16 protein-coding genes are annotated in these 22,001 nt (G+C 60.4%); 5 read left to right on the top strand and 11 right to left on the bottom strand.

Annotated elements, in window-relative coordinates:
* Nucleotides 1–84: 84 nt before the first annotated feature.
* The 6 genes from MUN81_RS06920 to MUN81_RS06895 form a co-directional block, all read right to left on the bottom strand.
* On the bottom strand, nt 85–633 hold the full coding sequence (locus MUN81_RS06920; protein WP_245116256.1) for a cob(I)yrinic acid a,c-diamide adenosyltransferase: 549 nt from the start codon (nt 631–633) through the stop codon (nt 85–87).
* A gap of 157 nt (nt 634–790) precedes the next feature.
* Nucleotides 791–1,510 (bottom strand): ABC transporter ATP-binding protein, encoded by a 720-nt coding sequence (locus tag MUN81_RS06915; RefSeq protein WP_245116255.1) that lies wholly within the window; start codon nt 1,508–1,510, stop codon nt 791–793.
* 12 nt (nt 1,511–1,522) lie between these two features.
* On the bottom strand, nt 1,523–4,285 hold the full coding sequence (locus MUN81_RS06910; RefSeq protein ID WP_245116254.1) for a hypothetical protein: 2,763 nt from the start codon (nt 4,283–4,285) through the stop codon (nt 1,523–1,525).
* Nucleotides 4,286–4,573 (bottom strand): Asp-tRNA(Asn)/Glu-tRNA(Gln) amidotransferase subunit GatC, encoded by a 288-nt coding sequence (gene gatC, locus MUN81_RS06905; RefSeq protein WP_198977634.1) that lies wholly within the window; start codon nt 4,571–4,573, stop codon nt 4,286–4,288.
* A gap of 26 nt (nt 4,574–4,599) precedes the next feature.
* Nucleotides 4,600–5,424, bottom strand: coding sequence for a lysophospholipid acyltransferase family protein (locus MUN81_RS06900; protein WP_245116252.1), 825 nt, complete (start codon nt 5,422–5,424; stop codon nt 4,600–4,602).
* Nucleotides 5,425–5,485: 61 nt separating this feature from the next.
* Nucleotides 5,486–6,064 carry an NUDIX hydrolase gene (locus tag MUN81_RS06895; RefSeq protein WP_245116250.1) on the bottom strand — a complete coding sequence of 193 codons (579 nt, stop codon included), beginning with the start codon at nt 6,062–6,064 and terminating at the stop codon, nt 5,486–5,488.
* Between the two features lie 429 nt (nt 6,065–6,493).
* On the opposite strand from MUN81_RS06895, the gene MUN81_RS06890 reads away from it, so the two are divergent.
* Both MUN81_RS06890 and MUN81_RS06885 read left to right on the top strand, forming a co-directional pair.
* Entirely contained in the window at nt 6,494–6,742 is a 249-nt protein-coding gene (locus MUN81_RS06890) for a hypothetical protein (RefSeq protein ID WP_245116249.1), read from the top strand.
* A gap of 91 nt (nt 6,743–6,833) precedes the next feature.
* On the top strand, nt 6,834–7,409 hold the full coding sequence (locus MUN81_RS06885; RefSeq protein ID WP_245116247.1) for a ribonuclease HII: 576 nt from the start codon (nt 6,834–6,836) through the stop codon (nt 7,407–7,409).
* A gap of 26 nt (nt 7,410–7,435) precedes the next feature.
* Here the strand turns inward: MUN81_RS06885 and MUN81_RS06880 are convergent, their stop codons facing one another.
* Genes MUN81_RS06880 through MUN81_RS06870 form a run of 3 tightly spaced genes read right to left on the bottom strand, consistent with a single transcriptional unit; the run spans nt 7,436 to nt 9,765 of the window.
* Nucleotides 7,436–7,879, bottom strand: coding sequence for a response regulator (locus MUN81_RS06880; protein WP_245116245.1), 444 nt, complete (start codon nt 7,877–7,879; stop codon nt 7,436–7,438).
* A gap of 58 nt (nt 7,880–7,937) precedes the next feature.
* The gene (locus tag MUN81_RS06875; RefSeq protein ID WP_245116243.1) at nt 7,938–9,494 is read right to left on the bottom strand and encodes an ATP-binding protein; all 1,557 of its coding nucleotides are present in this window, start codon (nt 9,492–9,494) and stop codon (nt 7,938–7,940) included.
* 22 nt (nt 9,495–9,516) lie between these two features.
* Entirely contained in the window at nt 9,517–9,765 is a 249-nt protein-coding gene (locus tag MUN81_RS06870; RefSeq protein ID WP_245116241.1) for a hypothetical protein, read from the bottom strand.
* A 366-nt stretch (nt 9,766–10,131) separates the two neighbouring features.
* Here MUN81_RS06870 and prfB point away from each other — a divergent pair.
* Nucleotides 10,132–11,209 (top strand): peptide chain release factor 2 gene (gene prfB / locus MUN81_RS06865; protein WP_245116239.1). Its coding sequence is split into 2 segments (ribosomal slippage): nt 10,132–10,191 and nt 10,193–11,209, totalling 1,077 coding nucleotides; the frame shifts between segments, so codons are not numbered across the junction.
* Nucleotides 11,210–11,299: 90 nt separating this feature from the next.
* Here prfB and MUN81_RS06860 read toward each other — a convergent pair.
* Entirely contained in the window at nt 11,300–12,733 is a 1,434-nt protein-coding gene (locus tag MUN81_RS06860; protein ID WP_245116237.1) for a SusD/RagB family nutrient-binding outer membrane lipoprotein, read from the bottom strand.
* 29 nt (nt 12,734–12,762) lie between these two features.
* Nucleotides 12,763–16,044, bottom strand: a complete 3,282-nt coding sequence (locus MUN81_RS06855; protein WP_348533173.1) for a SusC/RagA family TonB-linked outer membrane protein — start codon at nt 16,042–16,044, stop codon at nt 12,763–12,765.
* A gap of 977 nt (nt 16,045–17,021) precedes the next feature.
* Here MUN81_RS06855 and MUN81_RS06850 point away from each other — a divergent pair.
* Nucleotides 17,022–20,246: a SusC/RagA family TonB-linked outer membrane protein gene (locus tag MUN81_RS06850; RefSeq protein WP_245116233.1), complete on the top strand. Its 3,225-nt coding sequence runs from the start codon at nt 17,022–17,024 to the stop codon at nt 20,244–20,246.
* A 33-nt stretch (nt 20,247–20,279) separates the two neighbouring features.
* Nucleotides 20,280–21,992, top strand: coding sequence for a SusD/RagB family nutrient-binding outer membrane lipoprotein (locus MUN81_RS06845; protein WP_245116231.1), 1,713 nt, complete (start codon nt 20,280–20,282; stop codon nt 21,990–21,992).
* Nucleotides 21,993–22,001 lie beyond the last annotated feature (9 nt).

The raw sequence follows: 22,001 nt of genomic DNA, 5'->3' as shown, positions 1-22,001 counted from the left end.
TTGAGAAGTACGTAGGATGCGGGGGCGATGACTGCCGCCACGGGCCATCATCAACAAGAGGGCATGGCTAAGACACCATTTTCATCAAAGTCGTGCCTGCCAGGTCACTTCTTCCACGCCCAGGTCGTGGGCCATGGCCCGGCTCAGCACAAACAGATAGTCGGACAAGCGGTTCAAATACACCACCACCAGCTCGGCCACGAACGACTCTTCGCCGAGGTGAATGGCTAGGCGCTCAGCCCGTCGGCACACGCAACGGGCCACGTGCGCGTGGCTCACGGCCGGGTGCCCGCCGGGCAGGATGAAAGCGCGCAGCTCCGGCAATTCCAGGTTTAGGCGGTCCATCTCGTCTTCCAGCAGCGTCACGTCGGCCTCGTGCAGGTCGGGCAGCTTCATTTTCGACTTCTCGGGGTCGGCCGCCAGGGCCGAGCCGATGGTGAACAGCCGGTCCTGAATTTCCTTCAGCAACGGCCGGCGGGGAGCATTCACGTCCTGGTCGCGCACCAGCCCAATGTGGGCATTCAGCTCGTCCACGGTGCCGTAGCACTCAATGCGCAGGCTGCTTTTGGGCACCCGCGTGCCGCCAATGAGGGACGTGAGGCCTTTGTCGCCGGTTTTGGTGTAGATTTTCATATGATGCGGAAATAACTTTTAGAACGTCATGCTGAGCGCAGCCGAAGCATCTCTACCGCACTAGTAAATTCAATCGAATGGACTGCGTTGCGCGGTAGAGATGCTTCGGCGGCGCGGACGCCAGATGAGCATGACGTTCTTTTTCCTATTCGTGTCTTTAATGCCCCGCCGCCGCGTGGGTCGTAATGTCGTGGTTCACCTCGTCCGTCTCAATTAAGCCGTCGCGCAAGCGCACAATGCGGTGGGCGTAGCGGGCAATGTCCTCTTCGTGCGTTACCATGATGATGGTGTTGCCCTTGGCATACAGCGCCTCAAACAAATCCATGATTTCGTGGCTGGTTTTCGAATCGAGGGCGCCGGTGGGTTCGTCGGCCAACAGCACGCTGGGGTTGTTCACGAGGGCGCGGGCAATGGCCACGCGCTGGCGCTGCCCGCCGCTTAGCTCGTTGGGGCGGTGCGAGGCGCGGTCGGCCAAGCCCACCGAACGCAGCGACTCCAACGCGCGCTCGTTGCGCTCACGCTTGCTCAGGCCAGCGTAGATGAGCGGTAGGGCCACGTTGTCGAGGGCGCTGGCGCGGGGCAGCAAGTTGAAGCTCTGGAAAACGAAGCCGATTTCCTTGTTGCGCACTTCGGCCAATTCGTTGTCGCTCATGCGGCTCACATCCTGCCCGTTGAGGATGTACTGGCCTTTGCTGGGCGTGTCGAGGCAGCCCACAATGTTCATCAGCGTGGACTTGCCCGAGCCCGAGGGGCCCATGAACGCCACGTACTCGCCGCGCGGAATCTGGATGCTCACCGAACGCAGGGCGTGGATGACTTCCGTGCCCATGACGTAGTTCTTGGCGATATCCTTGGTTTCGATGACGTTGGGGTTCATGGCTCGAAATACTTATTGCAGAGGAGGAATGTCAGGCGCAACGGAGAAAGAGTCGGTAGCAGCCGCGCGGGTTGCCCGGTGCTGCTCGTACTCGGCCGCTAAAGTAGCATACGCGGCGGGTGCCAGCTGGCGGCGCAACTGGGCCAGCGCATCGGTGGCATATTCGGTGAGGCCGGCGTCGGCGGCAGCCAGCGCGTAGGCCCTCAACAGCGCCGATGACTGAGGGTTTTCGTCGAGGCCGGCGCGCAGGGCTTCGTAGGCGGCCGTGAAGTTGCGCTGCTTCGTGTAGAAGCGGCCTGCGGCCAGAATGGCCGGCTCGTTGAACGGCGCCTCGCGCACAATGCGCTGGTAAGTTTTAGCGGCGGCTGCTCGATTGGCCTGCTCAGACTGCCGGGCCTGGGCCAGCCAGTCGTTGCCAAGCCGCGCCGCCGGTGCTGCTCCCGCGGCAAACGAAGCCGTCGCCAGCTGCGCCAGCGTGCGCTGCCCTAGCAGCTGGATGGCCGAGTCGGGCGTCGACGCCAGCCGTTGCGCCTGGGCGCGCGCCGAATCCAATTGCCCATTCAAAGCCAACGCGTAGGCTCGCGTTTCGCCGGCCTGCACCGCGCCGTGCGACGCCGCAAAGGCCAGTTGGTCGGCAGCCGTGGCGTACTGCCCCTGCTGCAGTTGCCACAAGCCCAGCAGCATCTGGTAGTAGGCTGCCGTGCCCGTGGTGCCCGCTGCCAGCGGCAGCAAAATTTGCCGGGCCACCCGCTCCTGCCCCAGCGCGTGGCGCGAGTAAGCCTGCAAAAACATGAGCTGCTCGTAATACGGCGCATTGGCCTCCACTTTAGCCAGTTGGCTCAGCTTGGGCAATACCTGCTGCATTCCAGCCGCGTTTCGGGCTTTAATATCGGCCAGCACCGCATGGTAGAGTTGGGCAAAGGTGGCATCGTCCAGCACTGCGGGCGTCACCGGCGCAGCAGCTTGCGTGGGTTTCGTGAGCAGACCTAGCAGCAGCTGGTTGGCCGCCAGGGCCGGCTCAGTGGCTGGGTTGCTGCCGGCGGGCTGCTTCCGGGCTTCGGCGTAGAGGTTCTGGCTGAGCAGGTAGCCCAGTTGGTTGGTGCGACTGGCGTAGCTGCCGGGGTTCAGGCGCTCGGCCTGGTCAAGGTAGTAGCCCACGGAGTCGCTGAGGGCCGTTTTGGTAAAAAGCTGGGCTAGGTCTCCGGCTATGGCTGCGCTGCGGGGCTGCGCTTTCAGGCCGCGCCGCAGAATGTCGAGGCCCTCAAACAAATCCTCGGGCTGATTGAACAAGCCGGCCAAGCGCACCGACACCTTCTCGCTGGGCCCGCGCAGCAGCGCCCGGTTCAGGGCCACGATTTCGTTGCCGCGCTGCTGCCGGAAGCGGTAGAGGGCCGCCCGGCCGAACTGGGCGTGCTGGTTGCCGCGGTAGAGCACGTCGCCGCTTTCGGCGTAGTAGCGCTCGGCCAGCACGGCCAAGCTGAGGTCGTCGGGAGCGGCTTCGCTTTGCTGGCGGGCCAGGTCGCCGAGGTTGTTGTACTGGCCGGCCTGCACCTGGTCGGGCAGCGGGAAGCTGCGGCGCGATTGAATGATAACGATGCCCCCCACCGCCAGCACGTACACCGTATAGAATGGCAGCCGGCGCGGCTCAAACGCCACCCGGAACACCCGCAGCCGCTGCTGAATGAGCGGCATAAAATTAATGAGCACATACAGCCAGAAGCTTCCGCTCACCAGCAGCAAAGCCAATCCCGTGAAGCCACGCGCCGCCGCCAGCAGCGGGGTGTTATCGGTGGCAAAGGCATAAGCTAGGGAGCCTGCCGCGCCGGCTACTACCAACGGATACAGCACCCGGGCTTCGGCATACGGCACCGTGCCGGCGTAGCTGGGTGCCCGCAGGCGCAGGCCCAGCCCGCCAGCCAGCACGGCCGGCAGCAGCAGCACCAAGGGGTCGAAGCTCACGCCCGGCAGCAGCTGCAGGCCGTCGTTCCACACGTACAACAGCAGCACGCCCAGATACACGAGGCTGGCCGCTACAAACGGCCCCAGGCCAAACCGGCTGCCCGGCTGCTCGGCCTGCGCATTAAACCAGAGCAGGGCCCGAATATTCTCCACCCCTACCCATAGCACGAGCAGCGCCACCAGCACGGCTCCGCCGGGCGTGGCATAGGCAGCCAGATGTAAAGCCGTTTCGGCGGCCGACAGCTGGCTTTGGCTGAAAATCAAGATGCTCAGACCGGCCACAATGGCGCCCAGCACCAGCACGCGCCGCCCCAGGCGCCAGTCCTCGGCAAAGGCGTGCAGCATGTAAGCCCCGCCGCCCACCAGCCCCAGCATCAGGTACAGGAAGTACCGCTCGCTGGTGTTGAAAATGCCCAGCGACTCGGTATTGAGCGACAGCAGCAGGAAAATAACCGGAATCATGCCCGCCACAAACGCCAGCCGGGCCAGCGTGCTGGCCACCGCCACCCAGCCCACCAGCGCCGCCGCCAGCAGCAGCAAAAACAGCAAGGCCGCCACCGGCTGCGTAAACGGCCCGGCCACGTCGTGCGTCAAGCTTACAATAAAGCCGCTGGCCTGCACCGGCACGCGCACCGGGCCGGCCGCAACCTGCTCCAGCGTAAGCGGCACGGCCTGCAGCTGCGGCACCAAGCGCATGGGCAGGGTGCTGTCGGCGCCCGTGAAGTAGTAAAAGACGGCCAGCCCCACGGCCAGCGCAGCCAGCACGCCCAGCCACGTAGGGCGCCAGGCGCGCGTCGAAGCGAGTTTCGGGTTCAACTATTCCAGTACTTTGGGCACCCGGAAGTAGTCGGAATCCTTGCGCGGAGCGTTACGCAGGCCGTCCTGGTGGCTCACGGTGTTGCGGGCATCGTCGTCGCGCAGCACGTTCACCTCCTGCGAGAGGTGCACCAGCGGCTCCACGCCCGTCGTGTCGAGGCTTTCGAGCTGGGCCACGAAATCGAGGATGTTGTTCAGGTCGCCGAGCATCTGCTGCTCGCGGGTAGCGTCAAATTCGAGGCGGGCCAGGTGGGCCAGGCCGCGCAGGGTGCCAAGGTCGGTGCTCATTTCAGGTATGAGTTAGGAGTTGAGAGTTAGGAGTTGGCCGGTTCGGGCGCGGGTTCTTCCACAACGGTGGCCGGGTCGCGCCAAGTACTCGGGCCGGGCTTCACGGCGCCTTCCGGCAGGAAATCACCGGTGAGCAGTGCCGCCACCCGCGCCTTCAGGGCCGGAATATCGGCCAGCGTGAGGCCGGTGGTGGGAATGGGCTTGTGAAAAACGATTTTGAGCCGGTGGTAGCGCACGCGCAGGCTGCCCTTCACGTCGGGCATGAACATGTGGTTGAGCGGCTGGCCCACCGGCACAATGGGCACGCCCGCTTCGATGGCCATTTGGAAAGCGCCGTCGTGCAGCGGCAGTAATTCCTTGCCCGGCGTGGGCGAAATGCGGCCTTCGGCAAAAATGGCAATGCTCTTGCCGGCTGCCAGGCTGCGCTTGGCCATCACCATGGCCTTGCCGCGGCTCACGGCGCTGGCCCGGTCCACGGTGATGTAGACGCGGCCGAAGATGGGCCCCCACACCGGCGTTTTGGCCAGCGAGGCCTTCCCCATCATGTTCAGGAAACCCGGAATATACTTGAACATCATCATGATGTCGATGTACGAGCCGTGGTTCGACACGTACACGCAGGGCTGCGGCGCGGGCTCGCGGGTTTCGCGCACCACCTCTACTGGCACGCCCCACATGGTAATGGACAGCCACGACCACCACCGGTTGATGGCGTGCACCACGTACTCGCCCCCCGGCCGGCGGCTGTAAAACCACTGCAGCGGAAAAGTGAGCACAAACGGCAGCACAAACCAGAACGTAGCCCAGGTAGTGTAGAGACGCTGGCCGAGGTAGCGAAGCAAATGGCGCATGGTGGCAAAGTTAGGGCATTAACCCGGCTGGCGTTTGCCCGGCCCGGCAAAGCCAACGCTTCTACTTCCGTTCGGCCAGCAGCTTTTCGGCCTTCAGCAGGCCAGCCACGCTCATGCTGTCCGTGATGCGGTCTTCCATGCACAGGCGCACGGCCTCGGCCAGCGGCAGCTTCCAGATGCGCAGGTCCTCGGTTTCTTCGGGCTCCACTTCGCCCGCGGTCAGCTCCTCGGCCAGAAACACGAAGCCTTCCTCGTCGGTCACCGAATTGGAGGTGTGAATGCGGGCAATGCGCGTCCAGCGCGCGGCGCTGAGGCCGGTTTCTTCTTTCAGCTCGCGCTGCGCCGATTCCAGAATGTCCAATTCCACGGGGCCGCCGCCCATCGGTATTTCCCAGCTGTACTCGTTCAGGGCGTAGCGGTACTGGCCCACCAGCCAGGTATTGCCATCGGCATCGACGGGAATGATGCCCAACGCCTTATTCTTCATGCTCACCACGCCGTAGATGCCACGCCCGCCGCTGGGGTTGAGCACCTGGTCTTCGCGCACCGAAATCCAGGGGTTATGGTATTTCACCTCGGTGCTGAGGGTTTGCCAAGGGTTGTGGTTTTCATCGACCACGGGCGCTGCAGATAGAGACATAGCAGAAATTCGATAAAGCAGGAGCTGTAAAATTACGCGCGGACGCGTCAGGCGCCTGCGTCAATCGTCGGCTGGATGCCGTCATCCGCCGTGTCAGACGTTTCGTTGGGCGACTAATCTGCCCCGTTAAACCAAATTTCTTTGCGCTCCGCCCTCGCAGCCTAGTATCTTTGACCCATAAGTACCCCCGCACGGGCTGGAAATGTGGAAAGGAAGGACCTCTCGTGCGGCGGCGCTCTGGCTGAAAAGGTGGGGTAGACACCTCTAAGCCGGACCCGCCACTTTAAGGCCGTCGCACTCGTGCGACGGCCTTTTTTGTTGGTTTTGCGGCCCGACACCCGTCTGCAGCGGTGGCGCTTTCAACCCAAACCGGAGCCTCGCCGTACCATCAGAAACCGGCCGCCCACATCCCGGCCGTTCCCTTCCCACATGGCTCAGCCCAATTCGAAATCCAACCAAAAGTCTGCCGATAACGAACACGACCCGCTCTTCAACCTCAAACACGCTGAGGCCGAAGCCGACCTGGCCCAGAAGAACAACGGCCTGGGCCCCGTCACCAACGAGTACGTGACCACCGACGAGGACGAAGAAATCGACGAAGGCCCGCGCGACAGCCAGGGCCAGCGCCGCGGCGAGCCCGACAATTCGGTTGAAGGCAGCACCGCCGGCAGCCACTAGCCCTTTCGGCTCCACCGAGCCTCTCCTATCGCAATGCGCAAATTGAGCCCGAACTTGGGGCACAATTTGCGCATTGCCTTTTTTAACGCCCTTGCTACTCACCAATTTTTCCGGCCATTCCCTCGAAGCCGGCCTCGACGAAGCCGGGCGCGGTTGCCTGGCCGGGCCCGTGTTTGCGGCGGCCGTCATCCTGCCCGCCGATTTCAACCCGCGCTTTCTCAATGACTCCAAACAGCTCAGCGCCAAACGGCGCGATGCCCTGCGCCCCGAAATATGCGCGCAGGCGGTGGCCTGGGCCGTGGGGCAGGCTTCGGTAGAGGAAATTGGCAGCATCAACATCGCGCAGGCCAGCTACCTGGCCATGCACCGCGCCGTGGCCGCGCTGGCGCTCACGCCCGAGCACCTGCTGGTCGACGGTAACCGGTTTCGGGCGGTGGCAGGCATTGCGCACACTTGCATCGTGGGCGGCGACGGCCTCTACCGGCACATTGCCGCCGCGTCGGTGCTGGCCAAGACCTTTCGTGACGAGCACATGGCTGCGCTGGCCGCCGAGTTTCCGGAGTACGGCTGGGAGCAGAACGCGGGCTACCCCACGGCGCAGCACCGCAAAGCCATTCGGGCGCACGGACCCAGCCCACATCATCGCATGGGTTTCCGGTTATTGTAATTCTGCTTTCGTAGCGAAAGAATCCGCTAGTTTTTCAGCTTCAGCAGGTCCAGAAACAAGCTAAAGCCGTCGACGCTCGTTCCGCCCTCGCCAAACTTATCGAAGCTCAGGGGCTTGATAATATAGCCACTCACGGCCAATTCCTGCGCCTTGAGGCGGTCCGACTCCAGGTCGGAGGTGGTCATGATGAACACGTTGAGGCCCACAAACTCAGGGTCGGAGCGCAGAATTTCGAGCAGTTCCAAGCCGTTCATGCGCGGCATGTTGATGTCGAGCATTACTAGACTGGGCCGAGCTATTTTGGGCTCGTCGCCCTCGCCGCGCAGCATCTTGAGGGCTTCGCGGCCGTTGCGGGCGTGTACCAGCGGCACATCAATATTTTGGCGGCGCAGCTCGCGCTGCACGTTCATGACGTCCATCTGGTCGTCTTCCACGAGCAAAATGCTGGGCGTGGGATAATCGGCGGACATAAGCGTAACAATTGTTCAACGGCGGGAATATGCCCGCAAAATCGGCCGCGTGCGGTCGTCAGGTAGCTACTGATACGGGCGAAACGCTTCCGGCGGCTACGGTGGCGCTCACATTTTTGGCTTTGGGCGGCTGCTTGGGCCAGGTGAAGATGAACTTAGCGCCCTGTCCTTCCGCCGATTTCACACCAATGCGGCCGCCCTGGCGCTCCACAATTTTTTTCACAATGGCCAGCCCCACGCCGGTGCTTTCCAGCGTATCGCGCTCGGTGAGGGTTTGGAAAATGACAAAAATACGGTCGTGGTATTCCGGCGCAATGCCCGGTCCGTCGTCGGCTACGGAGAACAGGTAAAAGTCGCCGGCGTCGTCGCAGCTGATGTGCACAGTGCCCGTTTCGGGGTGGTCGTGGTACTTCAGCGCGTTGCTGATGAGGTTGGTGAAGACCTGTTGCAACTGCACGGCGTTGGTGGTGAGCGTGGGCAGGAAGAACGGCAGCTCCACCGTGAAGCCCGGTGGCGGATTAAGGGTGTCAACCACCTCGCGCAGCAGCGTGCGCACAAACACTGTTTCGTTGGCCTGCGCTACCCGGCCAATGCGCGCTAGGTCCAGAATGCCGGTAATGAGCTTTTCCATGCGGTGCACCCGCTGGCGCATCAGCCCCAAAAACTCGCGGATGTGGGGCGGCAGCTGTTCAGGGCCCATGTCTTCTTCTATCCAGCGCGAGGCGCTTTCGATGCCCCGCAGGGGCGCTTTTAGGTCGTGCGACACCACGTAGGCGAACTGGTCCAGTTCCTGGTTGCGGTTTTCGAGCTGGGCAATGTTGGCGCCCACCGTGCGGGCCATCACGTTCAGGGCCGAGGTAAGCTCGCTCACTTCGTCCTGCTCCGTGTCCACAATCTGGCTGCTGTAGTCGCCGTCCGCCATTTTGCGAGCCAGGCTCAACATGCTGCGCAGGCGCTTGCCAAAAATGCGCACGATGTAGCTGGCCCACAGCAGGCCCAACACCAGCGCCGCAATGGCCATGCCCGCCGACAGCCATTCGGCCCGCACGATGCTCCGGTCCAGCTCGCGGCGCAGGCGGGAGCGGGTGCGCGCCTCGCTGGCTTCAAACGCCATGAGGCGCTGCCGGATGTTGTCCATTATCTGCTTGCCAGTGAGCCCTTCGGTGAGGCGACGGTGGGGCATGCCCTCCAGGCCACTCTGGCCGGGGCGCCGCAGCCGGATTTCCCGCTTCTCGGCCACCAACAGGTGGCTATAGCTCGCCCACTGCTGGAACAGGCGCTGCGTCTGGTCCACGAGGTCCACTTGCTCAGGCGAGTCCGACACCAAATCGCGTAACTCGGCAAACCGGCCTACCAGTTGCCGCTCGCCGTCGTAATAAGGCGCCAGGGTTTGCTCGTTGCCGATGAGCAGGTAGCCCCGAAAACCGGTTTCCATGTCGATGACGTTGCGCAGCAGGTTGGCGGCGCGGTTGGTCACGCGCTGCGACGCCTCCACCCGGCGCGAATTGTGCAACACCTGCCCGGCCAACTGGTAGTAAATGACCACCACCACCGCAAACAGTGCCAGCAGCAGCACAAACCCGGCGAAAAGCTTGGTGGTAAGCGTTATTTTCATGCAAGTGGCCCGCGGGCACGTTTTAGGCCTCCCTACGCAGCTTCTCCTCCATGGTTTGGAGCAGCACCACCATTTCGTCGGCAATGCCCTGCAGGGGGCCGAATCCGGCCACGGCCTGCTCCACTTGCCCGGCTTGGTGCATATCCATCAGGCGATTGGCCTCGTGATGGATGAGGACGTGCTGGCGGTCGAACTGCCGGGCTTCGGGCAAGTGGCTGTAGGGGCCGCCGTTGCGCAGGCGGTCGGCAATCCAGAGTCCCAGGCTGCACATTTCCGGGTCACGCAAGGGCCCTTCGGCGGTACCGCGGCCAAAAAGAAACGACCGCAGCTTGCTTTTGAAATGCACGTGCTTAATGTGTGCCGATTCAAAATCTCGCTTAAGCTCTTCTGGAGTCATAAATAAAAGCAACTAGATGCGGCATTTACGCAGCGTTTCGGCCGCGGTTTCCGCCCCCCTGTACGTGCATCATGCCGGAAACACCGCATTCGCTGCAAACTTAGGCCCACCGCCGCGCACATCGCGGCACTACGTCGGCCATCCCGCTGCAGAAATCGGTACTTTTGCGGTTCACACCATACCGGGCGCGGCCAACAGCCTCCGCGGCAGCACGGCCGCCCCTCTCACCCATCCCCCACCATGACCCAAGACCAGATAAAGGACTTGAAGGGCCGCGCCGAGGCCCTGAGGAGGTATCTTTGACTACGATGCCCGCAAAGAACAATTAGCCGCTTACGAGGCTAAAACCACTGCTCCCGGCTTCTGGGACGACTCCAAAGCCGCCGAAGCCACGCTGCGCGAAATCAAGCCCATCAAGACCTGGACCGACGACTTTGAAACCGTGCAACAGGCCCTGGCTGATACCGACGTGTTGTATGACTTCTATAAGGAAGGCGACGTGACTGAGGCGGAGATGGGAGCCGATTACGAAGCCACGCTGAAGAAAGTCGAGGCGCTCGAATTCAAGCGCATGCTTTCCGATGAGGAAGACCAGCTTTCGGCCATCATCGACATCAACCCCGGCGCTGGTGGCACCGAAAGCCAGGATTGGGCCGAAATGCTCATGCGCATGTACATCATGTGGGCCGAAAGCCACGGTTTCGGGGTGAAGCAAATCAGCTACCAGCCCGGCGAGGGCGCGGGCATTAAGTCGGCGTCGCTCGAAATCGACGGCGACTTTGCCTACGGCTACCTCAAAAGCGAAATCGGGGTGCACCGCCTCGTGCGCATGTCGCCCTTCGACAGCAGCGGCCGGCGCCACACCTCGTTCGCCTCGGTGTTTGCCTATCCGGTGATTGATGACACCATCAACATCGAAATCAACCCGGCCGACATCTCCTGGGACACCTTCCGGGCCGGTGGCGCCGGCGGGCAGAACGTGAACAAGGTAGAAACCGCGGTACGCCTCACGCACGCGCCTTCCGGCATCATCATCGCCGTCCAGATAGAGCGCAGCCAGCTCATGAACAAGGAGCACGCCCTACGCATGCTCAAGTCGCGCCTCTACCAGATTGAGATGGACAAGCGCAACGCCGAACGCGACAAAGTGGAGTCAACCAAAAAGCGCATCGACTTCGGCTCCCAGATTCGCAACTACGTGCTGCACCCCTACAAGCTCATCAAGGACCTGCGCACCGGCATCGAGCGCACCGACGTGCAAAATGTGCTGGACGGCGACCTCGACGAGTTCATCAAGGGCTTTCTGATGCAGAGCTAGCTTCAGCCGGTTCATTCCTCACACATGCCACAAAAAAAGGGCTACCCAAATTGGGTAGCCCTTTTTTGCGGTTAAGACTCGGAGCAAGTATTAGAACTTGTCCCAGAAAATCTTCGTCGTCACGGCGTCGCCGCCAATGGCCGACGAAGCAGCCTTGTAGTTGGCACCGTTCAGGTTCTGCTCTACCACGGGATAGGTGAGGCGGAGGGGCAGTGCGCTCAGGGCGCCGGTAGGAGCCGTCAGCGTGGGCGAATCGAGGCGACGGTACTCTCTCCACGAGTCAACCGGCTGGCCGTAGAGGGCAATCCACTTCTGCACGCCAATCTTCTGCTTGTAGGTACCCGCAGCGGTGGCATAAGCCACGGTGGGCTGGGCCAGGTACGTGGTGGCTTCGGTCGTCGTGCCACCCCATTCCAAAATGGAGGCGGTTACGCCAGCATTGTAGTGGCCAGCAGCGGTGCCGCCCACGGCGTAGCCGCGCTCAACCGCCTCGGCCAGCAGGAACTCTACCTGGCTGTACGACAGCAGTACGCCGGGCAGGGTCGGGTCTTCCAGTTTGTCGCCAGGAGCCGAGTACGTAGCGTAGTTGTTGTTGGTGCCGTATACACCGCCGCGGTAGGTACCATTGGCAGCCAGCTTGAAGTAGTCGTTGCGACGCGGGTCGTTCAGGGTGTTCAGGCGCGTGATGAACGTGCCGGCACCCACGAAGTCAAAACGGCCGCTCTGAATCAGGTCTTCCCACACCGGGTTAGTGTTGGGAGCCGTCGACAGGAAGTTCAGCTGGGCGTTTTCATCGTTGCTGGTGAACACTCCGGAAGCAGCCTGCACCGCCAATTGGCTGGCTTTCGTATTGTCAACGTCGGAGATGGTCAGAGCCAGACGCAGCTTCAACGAATTGGCAAACTTTTTCCAGCTGGTCATGTCACCCTTGTACAGCAGGTCGCCATTTTCGAACGCGCCACTGCCAGCAGTCGTGTTCATCTGGCCGATAGCGGCATCAAGACGAGCAATCAGGTCATTATAGACCGTAGCCGCATCGTCGTAAGACGGCTGGGGGTTGTTGATGTCCAGTGCCTTGGAGTAAGGCACGTTGCCAAACGTGTCCACCAAGGTAGCCCAGGTGTACACTTCCAGTACTTCCGCAATGGCGTTCTGGTTGTTGCGCACACCGGTCGAGATGAGCTGGTCAGCCGCGGTAATCTTTTTCGACTCGCGCAGGTCGGCCAATACATCACGGTAGAGCGCCGTCCAGAACGAAGCCGGAATCGGACGAGTCGTGATGTTGTAGATGCTCTCGTCGAAGTAAGTCGTCTGAGCCCAGTACTGCACAAACAGGCGGAACGGGTTCAGGTTCACGCTCGAGCTGGTCACGGTGCGGGCCAGGCTGCGCTCCGCGTTCGAAACCAGCGTCACGCTGAGAACCTTAGTAGCGCTTTTTGGGTCGACGTTGTAATCGTCAAGGCTATCCACGCAGGACGTTGCCAGGAACAACGCCGTTGAGAGAAATAGAAGAGTCTTTTTCATTTCGGGTAGTTGATTAAAAGCCGTTGATATTAGAACCGGAAGCGCAGGTTAGCACCGAGGCTACGCACAGCCGGGAAGGAACCCGACGAGTAGCCTTGGCCCAGGTTGCCGGAGCTCAAAGCATCTTCCGGGTCAGCATCAGGCAGGTTCTTGTGGATAATCCACAGGTTGCGACCAATCAACGAAATGTCAATGCCTTTCAAACCACCCATTTTCGACAGGAGCGTGTTCGGGAGCGAGTAGGTCAGCGAAACTTCACGCAGTTTCACGAAGCTGGCGTCGTACACGAAAGTCGAGTTAGGGTTGCGCAGGTAGCCATACAGACCGTATTCCGTGTTCGGGCTGCGAACCGTGTTCTGTTGGCCCGAAACGTCCACACCGCCAATGGTAGTTCCGGCAGCGTACACACCGGGCAGAATTACACCACCGCTGGTCGAGGCGTAGGTACCGTCGGCATTGCGGGTGATGGGGGTACGGCTGGGGTTGCCCAGTTCGTTGTCGGCGGCCGTCTCGGGCTGCAGGCCGGTGGCCAGGCCGTAGTAACGGTCGAGCGAGAACACCTGACCGCCTTTGCGGATGTCAACCAAGAAGTACAGCGACACGCCTTTGTAGCTCACCGTGTTCGACACACCACCTTTCCAGTCCGGGTTGGGGTTGCCGATTACGTTATTGGCGCCGGTCTGAGCGTAGTAGGCAGCCGTGGGCAGGCCCGTGGTGGCGCTCTTGGTCACGTTCAGGATGCGGTTGCCGCTGCCGTCGTAGCGGTAGTCGCTACCACGCAGTGAGCCAAAAGCTTCGCCCACCGTGGCGTTAGAAGTCAAACCGCCCTGGTACGAAGCCAACACAATGTTGTCGAGGCCATCGGCCAGCGACATCACGCGGTTTTGGTTCTTGTACCAGTTCAGGTTCACGGTCCAGGTCACGTTGTCGTTTTTCACCGGCGTGATGTAGCCGCCGATTTCAACACCACGGTTGCGTACTTCACCCGAGTTGACATAGCGCTGGCTGTAGCCGGTAGCGGTCGACAGGTTCAGGGGGATAATCTGGTCGACGGTGTTCTGCTGATACACCGTGGCGTTCACGCCGAGGCGGCTGTTGAGGAAAGCCAGTTCCACACCGGCCTCGATGCTCTTGGTGCGCTCAGGCTTCAGGGTCTGGCTGTTTTTGACGCTGGGCAAGCTGAAAAGTGCCGTCGAACCAAAAGCAGTGGGCTTGAAGTAGTAGTCATACACCACCTGCGACGTAGCATCACTGCCTACTTCGGCGTAGTTCAAGAGGGCTTTGCCATACGACAGCCACGGGGCCGACTCCTTGGTCAGTTCCGAGAAGGCAAAGCTGAGGGCCGCCGAAGGATAGTAGAACACGTTGTTGGCTTTGGGTAGGGTCGTCGACTTATCCCGACGCAGGGTTAGGTCCAGGAACACCATGTCGCGCAAGCCAAACGTAGCGCTACCGAAGACGCCGTCTACACCAATCTTGGATTCGCTCTCAATCGGCGGAGTGAGGGGGTCAACCGAGTTGGAGAGCGAATACAGGCCGGGTACTGCCAGGCCGTTGTTGGTGAAGGCACGAATCGAGCTGAAAGCCTGACGACGCAGGTTGGTACCAATCAAACCTTTGAAGCTCAGATTGCTGGCAATATTGGCCGAGAAATTACCAATCAGGTCGAAGTTGGCTTCGCGCGAGGTGCGGTTGTAGCGGCTGTATTCCGAAACGCCCACGCTGCCCACGGCAATGCGCTCTTCCTGAATTTCGCTATAGGTATCCAGCGTCACACGGCCCAACACGTTGAACCAGTCGGCAAACTTGTAGGTAGCGGCCACGTTGCCGAAGTAACGGTCACGGCCATCCGTTTCGTAGTTCTGGTTGCGCACCCAGTAGGGGTTGTTCCAGTAGATGGGCTTCAGGTTGTCGGGGTCAGCGTAGTTCCAGGTAGCATGGTAGCCGCGGCCGATGTTGCGCTCATACGCATCCTTCTGGTCCTTGATGTCCACGTTGGTCTGCCACCACTGACGCATGTTGGTGATGATGTTGCCATCGCCGTAGCCCGTGCCGTAGCGGCCCTGGCCTTTGATGTTGGTGTAGTTGATGGAGGCGCTGGTGGTCAGCTTGGGGGTCAGGTTCAGCGAACCCGCGAAGTTGATGACGTTCTTGGCAATTTTGCTGTTCGGCAGTACGCCGCGGTCATCCACCCGGTTGTAACCCAGCTTGAAGTAGCCAGCGTCGTTGCCACCGTCGATGGTAACGCTGTTGTTGAGCGTGCTGGCGGTTTCGAAGAAGGTTTCGGCGCCGTTCTTGGCGTTCACCCACGGGGTGGCTTTGCGGTAGTTGGGGGAAGTGGGGTCGAAGGAATCCCACTGGTAAACGAGCAGGTTCGGGTCGAACTTACCACCGTAAGAAGCATCTTCCGACAGGGGAGCCACCAGTTCTTCGGTGCCATTGCCCTGAATGTCACGGGACAGGAAGTAGCCCGTAGCGTCTTCGTAGTAGCGGCCGTAGCCGGCGCCGTAGCGGTCCTGGTATTTGATGAAGGTGCTCTTGTCGATGCGGCCCAGCGTAGCGCCGGCGTTCACCGTCACACCCAGGCCACGACGGCCTTTCTTGGTGGTAATCAGAATCACGCCGTTGGCAGCACGCGAGCCGTAGAGGGCGGTAGCGGCAGCGCCTTTCAGCACGGTGGTCGACGCGATGTCGTCGGGGTTGATGTCGGCAGCAGCGTTGCCGTAGTCGTAGCCACCGCCGCCGGTAGCTTGGGTGGCCGTGTTGGTGTTGGCGTTGCTAATCGGCACCCCGTCCACCACGAAGAGGGCTTGGTTAGTGTTGAACAGCGACTTCGTGCCGCGGATAACGACGTTCGACGAGCTGCCGAGGCCGTTGCTCTGGGTGATGTTCAGACCGGCCACTTTGCCAGCCAGACCGTTCACCGCGTTGGGGTTACGAGCGACGGTAATGTTGTTGCCCTCAATTTGGGTAGCCGAGAACGGCAGCGAGTTGCGGGTACGCTCTACGCCGAGAGCCGTTACCACTACTTCGCCCAGCTGCTTCACGTCAGCGGCCAGGCCGATGTCGTAGGTATTGCTGGAGCCAATGGGCTGCTCAACGGTCGCATAGCCGATGGAGCTAACCACCAGCGTGGTGGCCGAGCTCGGCACGCTCAACGTGAAGCCGCCGTCAGCATTCGTGGAAGCCCCGACGGTTGTGCCCTTCACCAAGACGGTAGCCCCGGGGAGACCCTGGCCGTTGGCACGGTCAGTTACTCGCCCTGAAAGGGAGCGGTCCTGAGCATAGACCTGCTGCAACAGGCCGGTCATTATAAGCATGACCATACATAAGAGTTTTTTCATTTGGCTGGTTGGTTGGTGAGTGAAAAGGTAAAAAAGCTAAAGTGTGGGGCAGCAATTATACAAGAAAATTAGCTTGTGCTAGCGAAAAACGCCTTTACGGGCTTTTGGCCACTTTCAAAAAGCAGGAGGGGATGGAGTAAAGTTGGGCTTGCCCAAAGGCCGGGAACCGTTGGTGGGCAAGGCACAAGGCGAAGCGGGTAGTTCCTGTCAGACGGAAGACCGGTAAGCCTCTGCGTTGTCGCTGGCTGAACCCAATCCGGCTCAAGACCTTGCGACAATCCTATTGCTCATATTAAAGAAAGGAATTAAAGTGCCTCTGTTTCGCCCAAAGCTAACACTTGTTTGGTAGAACGAATTTTTGGCAAGATATCACAAGTTTTGATGACCGGGGAGTTAATAGAATGTTTTTTTTTCATCAAGGCTTCTCGATTTTTTCGAAAAGCACCGATACTCAATTGTATTTAGAGCTACTGCTATTCGGGTAGAGCGAATGAATATTATCACTGCTTACACAATGAAAAATTCATATAATTCAATCACTTACACCAATCACTACATTATTCGTCTCTGGAACTTCTTGCATTAACATAGCCAAGCGAGGAGTTGATAACCGGTTTGAAGGCGCAAGAAACGGCTGCGACAGCTTGGCTAACGCCACGAAAGTGGCTCAAAAGAAGATACCCTGCAGCCACAGTCGGGTTAGAAATACTTAAAAAATAAGCAAAAAGGGAAGGGAAAAGCTGTGCATTTGGTACTAAAGCGGCATCAAACGATGGCAACCCGGCAAAAAAGAAACCGGCCAGGCGAAAGACTTACACTTAATAAGCATACCTAAAATACGCTGTAATAGTGAGAATTTTCCGCCGCCGCAGTACTTTCAACTTTTAAAATGCCTCCACCCTGTTTCTATTTCCCTCTTTTCTAACACACCCATTTTTAACTCAATGAAGAGAACCTTACTATTGAGCCTGCTTTTGCTGCTGACCCTTGCCGGGCGGAGCTGGGCCCAAACACGGCCAGTTACGGGCCGCGTCACCGACAAGAGCACCAACGAAGGCCTGCCCGGGGTTAGCGTCATCGTGAAAGGCACCACGACCGGCACGGCTACGGACGCCGACGGGCACTTTACCCTGAACGTGGCGGCGGCCGGCGCTGTGCTCCAGTTCAAATACCTGGGCTACCTCACGGCCGAGCAACCGGTGGGCGGCTCCGGCACGGTGGACGTGGCCCTGGCTGTTGACAACAAACAGTTGGACGAGGTAACGGTGACGGCCCTAGGTATTTCGCGCGAAAAGCGCGCCCTTGGCTACGCCGTTTCGGAAATCAAGTCGGAGCAGGTGGTCCAGAAGTCCGAGCCGGACTTGCTGCGTACCATCTCGGGTAAGGTGCCCGGCGTGAACATTATCAGCTCTAACGGCGTGCCGGGTTCTTCGTCGCGCATCACCATTCGGGGCAACACGTCGTTTTTTGGCGAAAACCAGCCACTGTTTGTGGTGGACGGCGTGCCGTACGACAACTCCCAGACCGAATCGGACAACCCCCTCACCCACGGCGCTTCCTACTCCAGCCGCACGGCCGACGTGGACCCCAACAACATTGCCTCCATCAACGTGCTAAAAGGTGCGGCGGCGGCGGCGCTTTATGGCTCACGGGCAGCAGGCGGCGTTATTGTTATTACAACCAAGACCGGTGGTGGTGGCCAACGCGGCCCCAAGGGCATTCAGGTGGGCTACACCACGGGCTACTCAATTGAGAAAGTGGCGGCCCTGCCCGACTATCAGAACAAGTATGGCGCCGGCGCCAACTTCGTTAACTCGAGCGCCAACGGTTCGTGGGGCCCCGAGTTTGGCAACAAGGCTCAGGGTGCACCCGAAACCATTCCTCACCCCCAGGCCGGCAACCCGAATTTCCCCGACATTCCGGCCAATGCCACGATTCCGTACCAAGCGTACCCGAACAACGTGAAGGATTTCTTCGACACGGGCCACCTGTACGAAAACTCGATTTCGCTCAACAGCACCAACGACAACTCCAGCTTCACCACCATCGTGTCGCGCGCCGACCAGAAGGGTACTATTCCCAACTCGTCGTTCGTGCGCAACAACATCAGCGCCGGCGGCTCGGGCAAATTCAACAAGCTCACCGTTACCGGCAACGTGGCTTACACCAACACGGAGCAGCAGGGCCCTATTCTGGGTGCCAACAACCTGCTGGGCGGCAGCGCATCGGCCTTTGCCCGCACGCTGTTCCTGACCCGCAGCCTCGACCTGCAGGGCCTTCCTTATAAAGACCCGGTGACCAACGCTCCGGTATTTGCCTGGCTCACCACGCAGGCTGACAACCCCCGTTGGTCGGTGGAGAACAGCATCTACCGCTCGCGCGTCGACCGCGTGGTGGGCAGCTTGGGCCTGTCGTACGCCATCAAAGACTGGTTGACGGTGACCTACACCGGCGGCGTCAACACCTACACCGATACCCGCAGCAGCGTGATTCGGCCCGGCTCGCTGGCTAACAGCGGCGTGAGCCAGGTCATCGAAGACTACATCCAGAACACCGAGTTTGAGCAAACCGCCCTGCTTAACTTTAATAAGAACATCACCGAAGACATCAGCCTGACCGCCAGTGTGGGGCAAAACCTCAACGCCCGTACGTTCGACGGCAAATCATACCTGGGCAAGGACATCATCATTTTCGGCATCGACAACATCGAGAACACCCGTGAGAAAAGTACCTACGGCTACGCCTATTCCAAGCGCCGCCTGATGGGCCTGCTGGGCAACGCCACCGTGGGCTACAAAAACTTCGCGTTTGTGACGCTGACGGGCCGTAATGACTTTTCCTCGACCCTGAACAAGAACGGCAACATCAACGAAACCGGCCGTTCGTTCTTCTACTCAAGCGCCGCAGGTTCGCTGGTGCTGAACGAAGCCTTCAAGCTGGACTACCGCTGGCTGGACCTGGCCAAAGTGCGTGTGGCCTACGGCCGCGTGGGCCGCGACGCCCCCGCCTACCGCTCGGGTGCCACCACCTTCAGCATTAACCCGGGTGGCGTGTTCCCCTTCCGCGGGGTTGCCGGCCTGGCCATTGGCAGTGTTATCAATAACCCCGCGCTGACGCCGGAATTCTCGACGGAGCTGGAATTGGGTACGGAACTGTCTTTCCTGAAAGGACGCGTTTCTTTCAACGGCACCTATTACGACAAGCGTTCGACCAACCAGATTGCCGCCCGCGACCTGCCTTCGGCTACGGGGTATGGCGCGTTCTTCACCAACTTCGGCGAAGTATCGAACAAAGGGTTTGAAGTGGCTTTCACGGCCGTTCCCGTCGATGCGGCCGGCTTCCGCTGGAGCAGCACGTTCAACTTCACCCGCAACCGCAACATTGTGGAGAGCACCACGGCCAACGGCGACACGTTGGTGCTGGGCTCTGCCTTCAACCTGCTCGGCCTGCTCATCCCGGGCCAGCCGTACGGTGTGCTGTACGGCTCGGCAGCCAAGCGCGACGGCAACGGCGAACTGTACGTTGACCCCATCAACGGCCGCCTGATTCCGGGCGGCAACAAGGTAATTGCCAACCCCAACCCCGAATTCCTGATGGGTTTCATCAACCAGTTTACGTACAAGGGCTTCACCCTGAATACGCTGATTGACTATCGCAAAGGTGGGCAGTTGTATGCTACCACCATTCAGGAGGAACTGGGCCGCGGCGTGACCAAAGACACCGAGGACCGTAACCGTCTGGTTATCATCAACGGCATTCGCTACGACCGCGCCACCGGCGGCGCGGCGCGCGACGCCAACGGCACCCCGCTGCGCAACACCACCGCCATTTCGGTCAACGACCTGTACTTCTCGGCAGCGGGTGTGGGCGGCGGCGCCGCCACCAACGGCTACAACGAACAGTCGATTTACGATGCCACCACGGTGCGCCTGCGGGAAGTATCGCTGGGCTACGACCTGCCCAAGTCCCTGCTGAGCAAGACGCCGCTGGGCGTAGTAAACATTTCGGTGTCGGGCCGCAACCTCTACTGGTATTCGCCCAACCTGCCGAAGCACACCAACTTCGACCCCGAGACCAGCTCGTATGGCGCCAGCAACTTCCAAGGCGTGGAGCTGACGAACGCCCCCACCACCAAACGCTACGGCGTGAACCTGCGGGTCACTTTTTAATGTTTGAATTCAGCCTGTAGGCTACTTCGCTATATGAAAATTCAAAAAATTGGCGCCACCCTGGTGCTGGCCGGTGTGCTGGCCGCAGCTTCGGGCTGCAAAGACTTTTACGACGTTAACAAAAACCCACTTTCGCCCACTGCAACCTCGCTCAACACCTTGCTGCCCGTGGCGCAGGTGAGCATGGCCAGCGACCTGGGCGATAACGTGGGGGGCCTGAGCCAGTACACCATGGCCCTGATGCAGCAGCTCTACAACACGCGCGGCATCGGCAACTTCCAGCAAACCGGCGGCTCGTTCGGCTTTCCTTGGTCGGACCTGTACAGCAGCATGCTCGTGAACAACGAACTCATCATTTCGCAAGGCACGAAAGAGCAGCAGTGGGGCTATGTGGGCATTGCCCAACTGCAGAAGGCCTACGTGTTCAGCCAGATGGTGGACCTGTGGGGCGACGTGCCCTACTCGCAAGCCCTGAAAGGCGTGGACAACATCGCGCCCCGCTTCGATAAGGACGTGGAAATCTACAATGGCTCGAGCGACGGCTCGGTGCAGAGCCTGTTTGCCTTGATTGACGAAGGCCTGGCCAACCTCAACAAATCGGCCAGCAACCCAGGCCTGACCAAGTCTGACCTAATTTACAATGGCTCGCCCACGAAATGGGCCCGTTTCGGGCGCACGCTGAAACTGAAGCTGTACAACCAGATTCGTAAAACCAACTCCAACGCTACGGTTATCAGCCAGGTGTCGCCGCTACTGAGCGCCGACCTGATGGGAGATGGCGACGACTTCGAACTGGCTTACCGCAACACCACCAACCCGGACAACCGCAACCCCGGCTACATCACGGATTTCAGCACCAACCCGGAGAACCGCATCGGGCGCTACTTCTACGAGGACATGCTGGCCAAGAGTGACCCCCGCATGCCGTACTACTTCTTCAATCAAGTAGCACTAGCCGGCCCGCCCGTCACGCAGCAGGACTACATCAACGGCCCCTTTGTGACGGTGCGCCCCGGCTCCACCGGTCAATACACCAGCTCGGCCAGCACGGCTTCGTTCCAGACAGTGCAGGGCCTCTACCCGATTGGCGGGAAGTATGACGATGGCAAAGGCGGCAAAACCGGCACGACGGCGGCCCAAGGCAAAGCCGAAGCACCCCAGCGCATGCTCACCTACTACGCCCGTAAATTCACGGAAGCGGAGTTGCAGCTGACGGTTTTCAATGATGTGAATGCCGCGCGCGCCGCGCTGGTTGAAGCCCTCAATGCCTCGTTCCGCAAAGTGAATACGGTTGCCACCAACGACGGCAGCCCCGTAATGACTGCTGCCCAAATCACGGGCTACATCAACCGGGTTGCGCCGAATAGCCAACCGATTACCAATTCCGGCCCGCTCGACCGCTTCGACAGAACGCACGACGACCCGACGACGGCCGTTCCCAACCCGCCTTACCGCCCCACGACCCTCGAGGAGAAACTGGAGGTCATCATGTACGAGAAGTACGTGGCCAGCTTCGGCTACGGCGTCGATGTGTACACGGACTTCCGCCGCACCAAGCACCCCCGCATCCGGGTATCGCAGCAAGTGGCCGACCCCAGCCGCGGCCTGCTGCCCGACGACGGTGGCACGCAGGGCAACGGCGTGTTCCCGCACCGCCTGTACTACCCCACCTCGGACCTGATTCTGAACCCCAATTCGCCCAAAACGCAGAAGGACGTTAATTCCACCATCTTCTGGGAGCGCTAGGTCCCGGCC

Origin of the sequence: Hymenobacter sp. 5317J-9 (genome assembly GCF_022921075.1) — a bacterium.
Classification (GTDB): Bacteria; Bacteroidota; Bacteroidia; order Cytophagales; family Hymenobacteraceae; genus Hymenobacter.
The sequence above is the reverse complement of the archived record's forward strand: the minus strand, read 5'-3'. Positions and strand labels throughout refer to the sequence as shown.

Coding starts and splice junctions, on each gene's coding strand:
- MUN81_RS06920 (WP_245116256.1), bottom strand. CDS start 633: ATGAAAATCTACACCAAAACCGGCGACAAAGGCCTCACGTCCCTCATT.
- MUN81_RS06915 (WP_245116255.1), bottom strand. CDS start 1,510: ATGAACCCCAACGTCATCGAAACCAAGGATATCGCCAAGAACTACGTC.
- gatC (WP_198977634.1), bottom strand. CDS start 4,573: ATGAGCACCGACCTTGGCACCCTGCGCGGCCTGGCCCACCTGGCCCGC.
- MUN81_RS06900 (WP_245116252.1), bottom strand. CDS start 5,424: ATGCGCCATTTGCTTCGCTACCTCGGCCAGCGTCTCTACACTACCTGG.
- MUN81_RS06895 (WP_245116250.1), bottom strand. CDS start 6,064: ATGTCTCTATCTGCAGCGCCCGTGGTCGATGAAAACCACAACCCTTGG.
- MUN81_RS06890 (WP_245116249.1), top strand. CDS start 6,494: ATGGCTCAGCCCAATTCGAAATCCAACCAAAAGTCTGCCGATAACGAA.
- MUN81_RS06880 (WP_245116245.1), bottom strand. CDS start 7,879: ATGTCCGCCGATTATCCCACGCCCAGCATTTTGCTCGTGGAAGACGAC.
- MUN81_RS06875 (WP_245116243.1), bottom strand. CDS start 9,494: ATGAAAATAACGCTTACCACCAAGCTTTTCGCCGGGTTTGTGCTGCTG.
- MUN81_RS06870 (WP_245116241.1), bottom strand. CDS start 9,765: ATGTGCAGCCTGGGACTCTGGATTGCCGACCGCCTGCGCAACGGCGGC.
- MUN81_RS06860 (WP_245116237.1), bottom strand. CDS start 12,733: ATGAAAAAGACTCTTCTATTTCTCTCAACGGCGTTGTTCCTGGCAACG.
- MUN81_RS06855 (WP_348533173.1), bottom strand. CDS start 16,044: ATGACCGGCCTGTTGCAGCAGGTCTATGCTCAGGACCGCTCCCTTTCA.
- MUN81_RS06850 (WP_245116233.1), top strand. CDS start 17,022: ATGAAGAGAACCTTACTATTGAGCCTGCTTTTGCTGCTGACCCTTGCC.
- MUN81_RS06845 (WP_245116231.1), top strand. CDS start 20,280: ATGAAAATTCAAAAAATTGGCGCCACCCTGGTGCTGGCCGGTGTGCTG.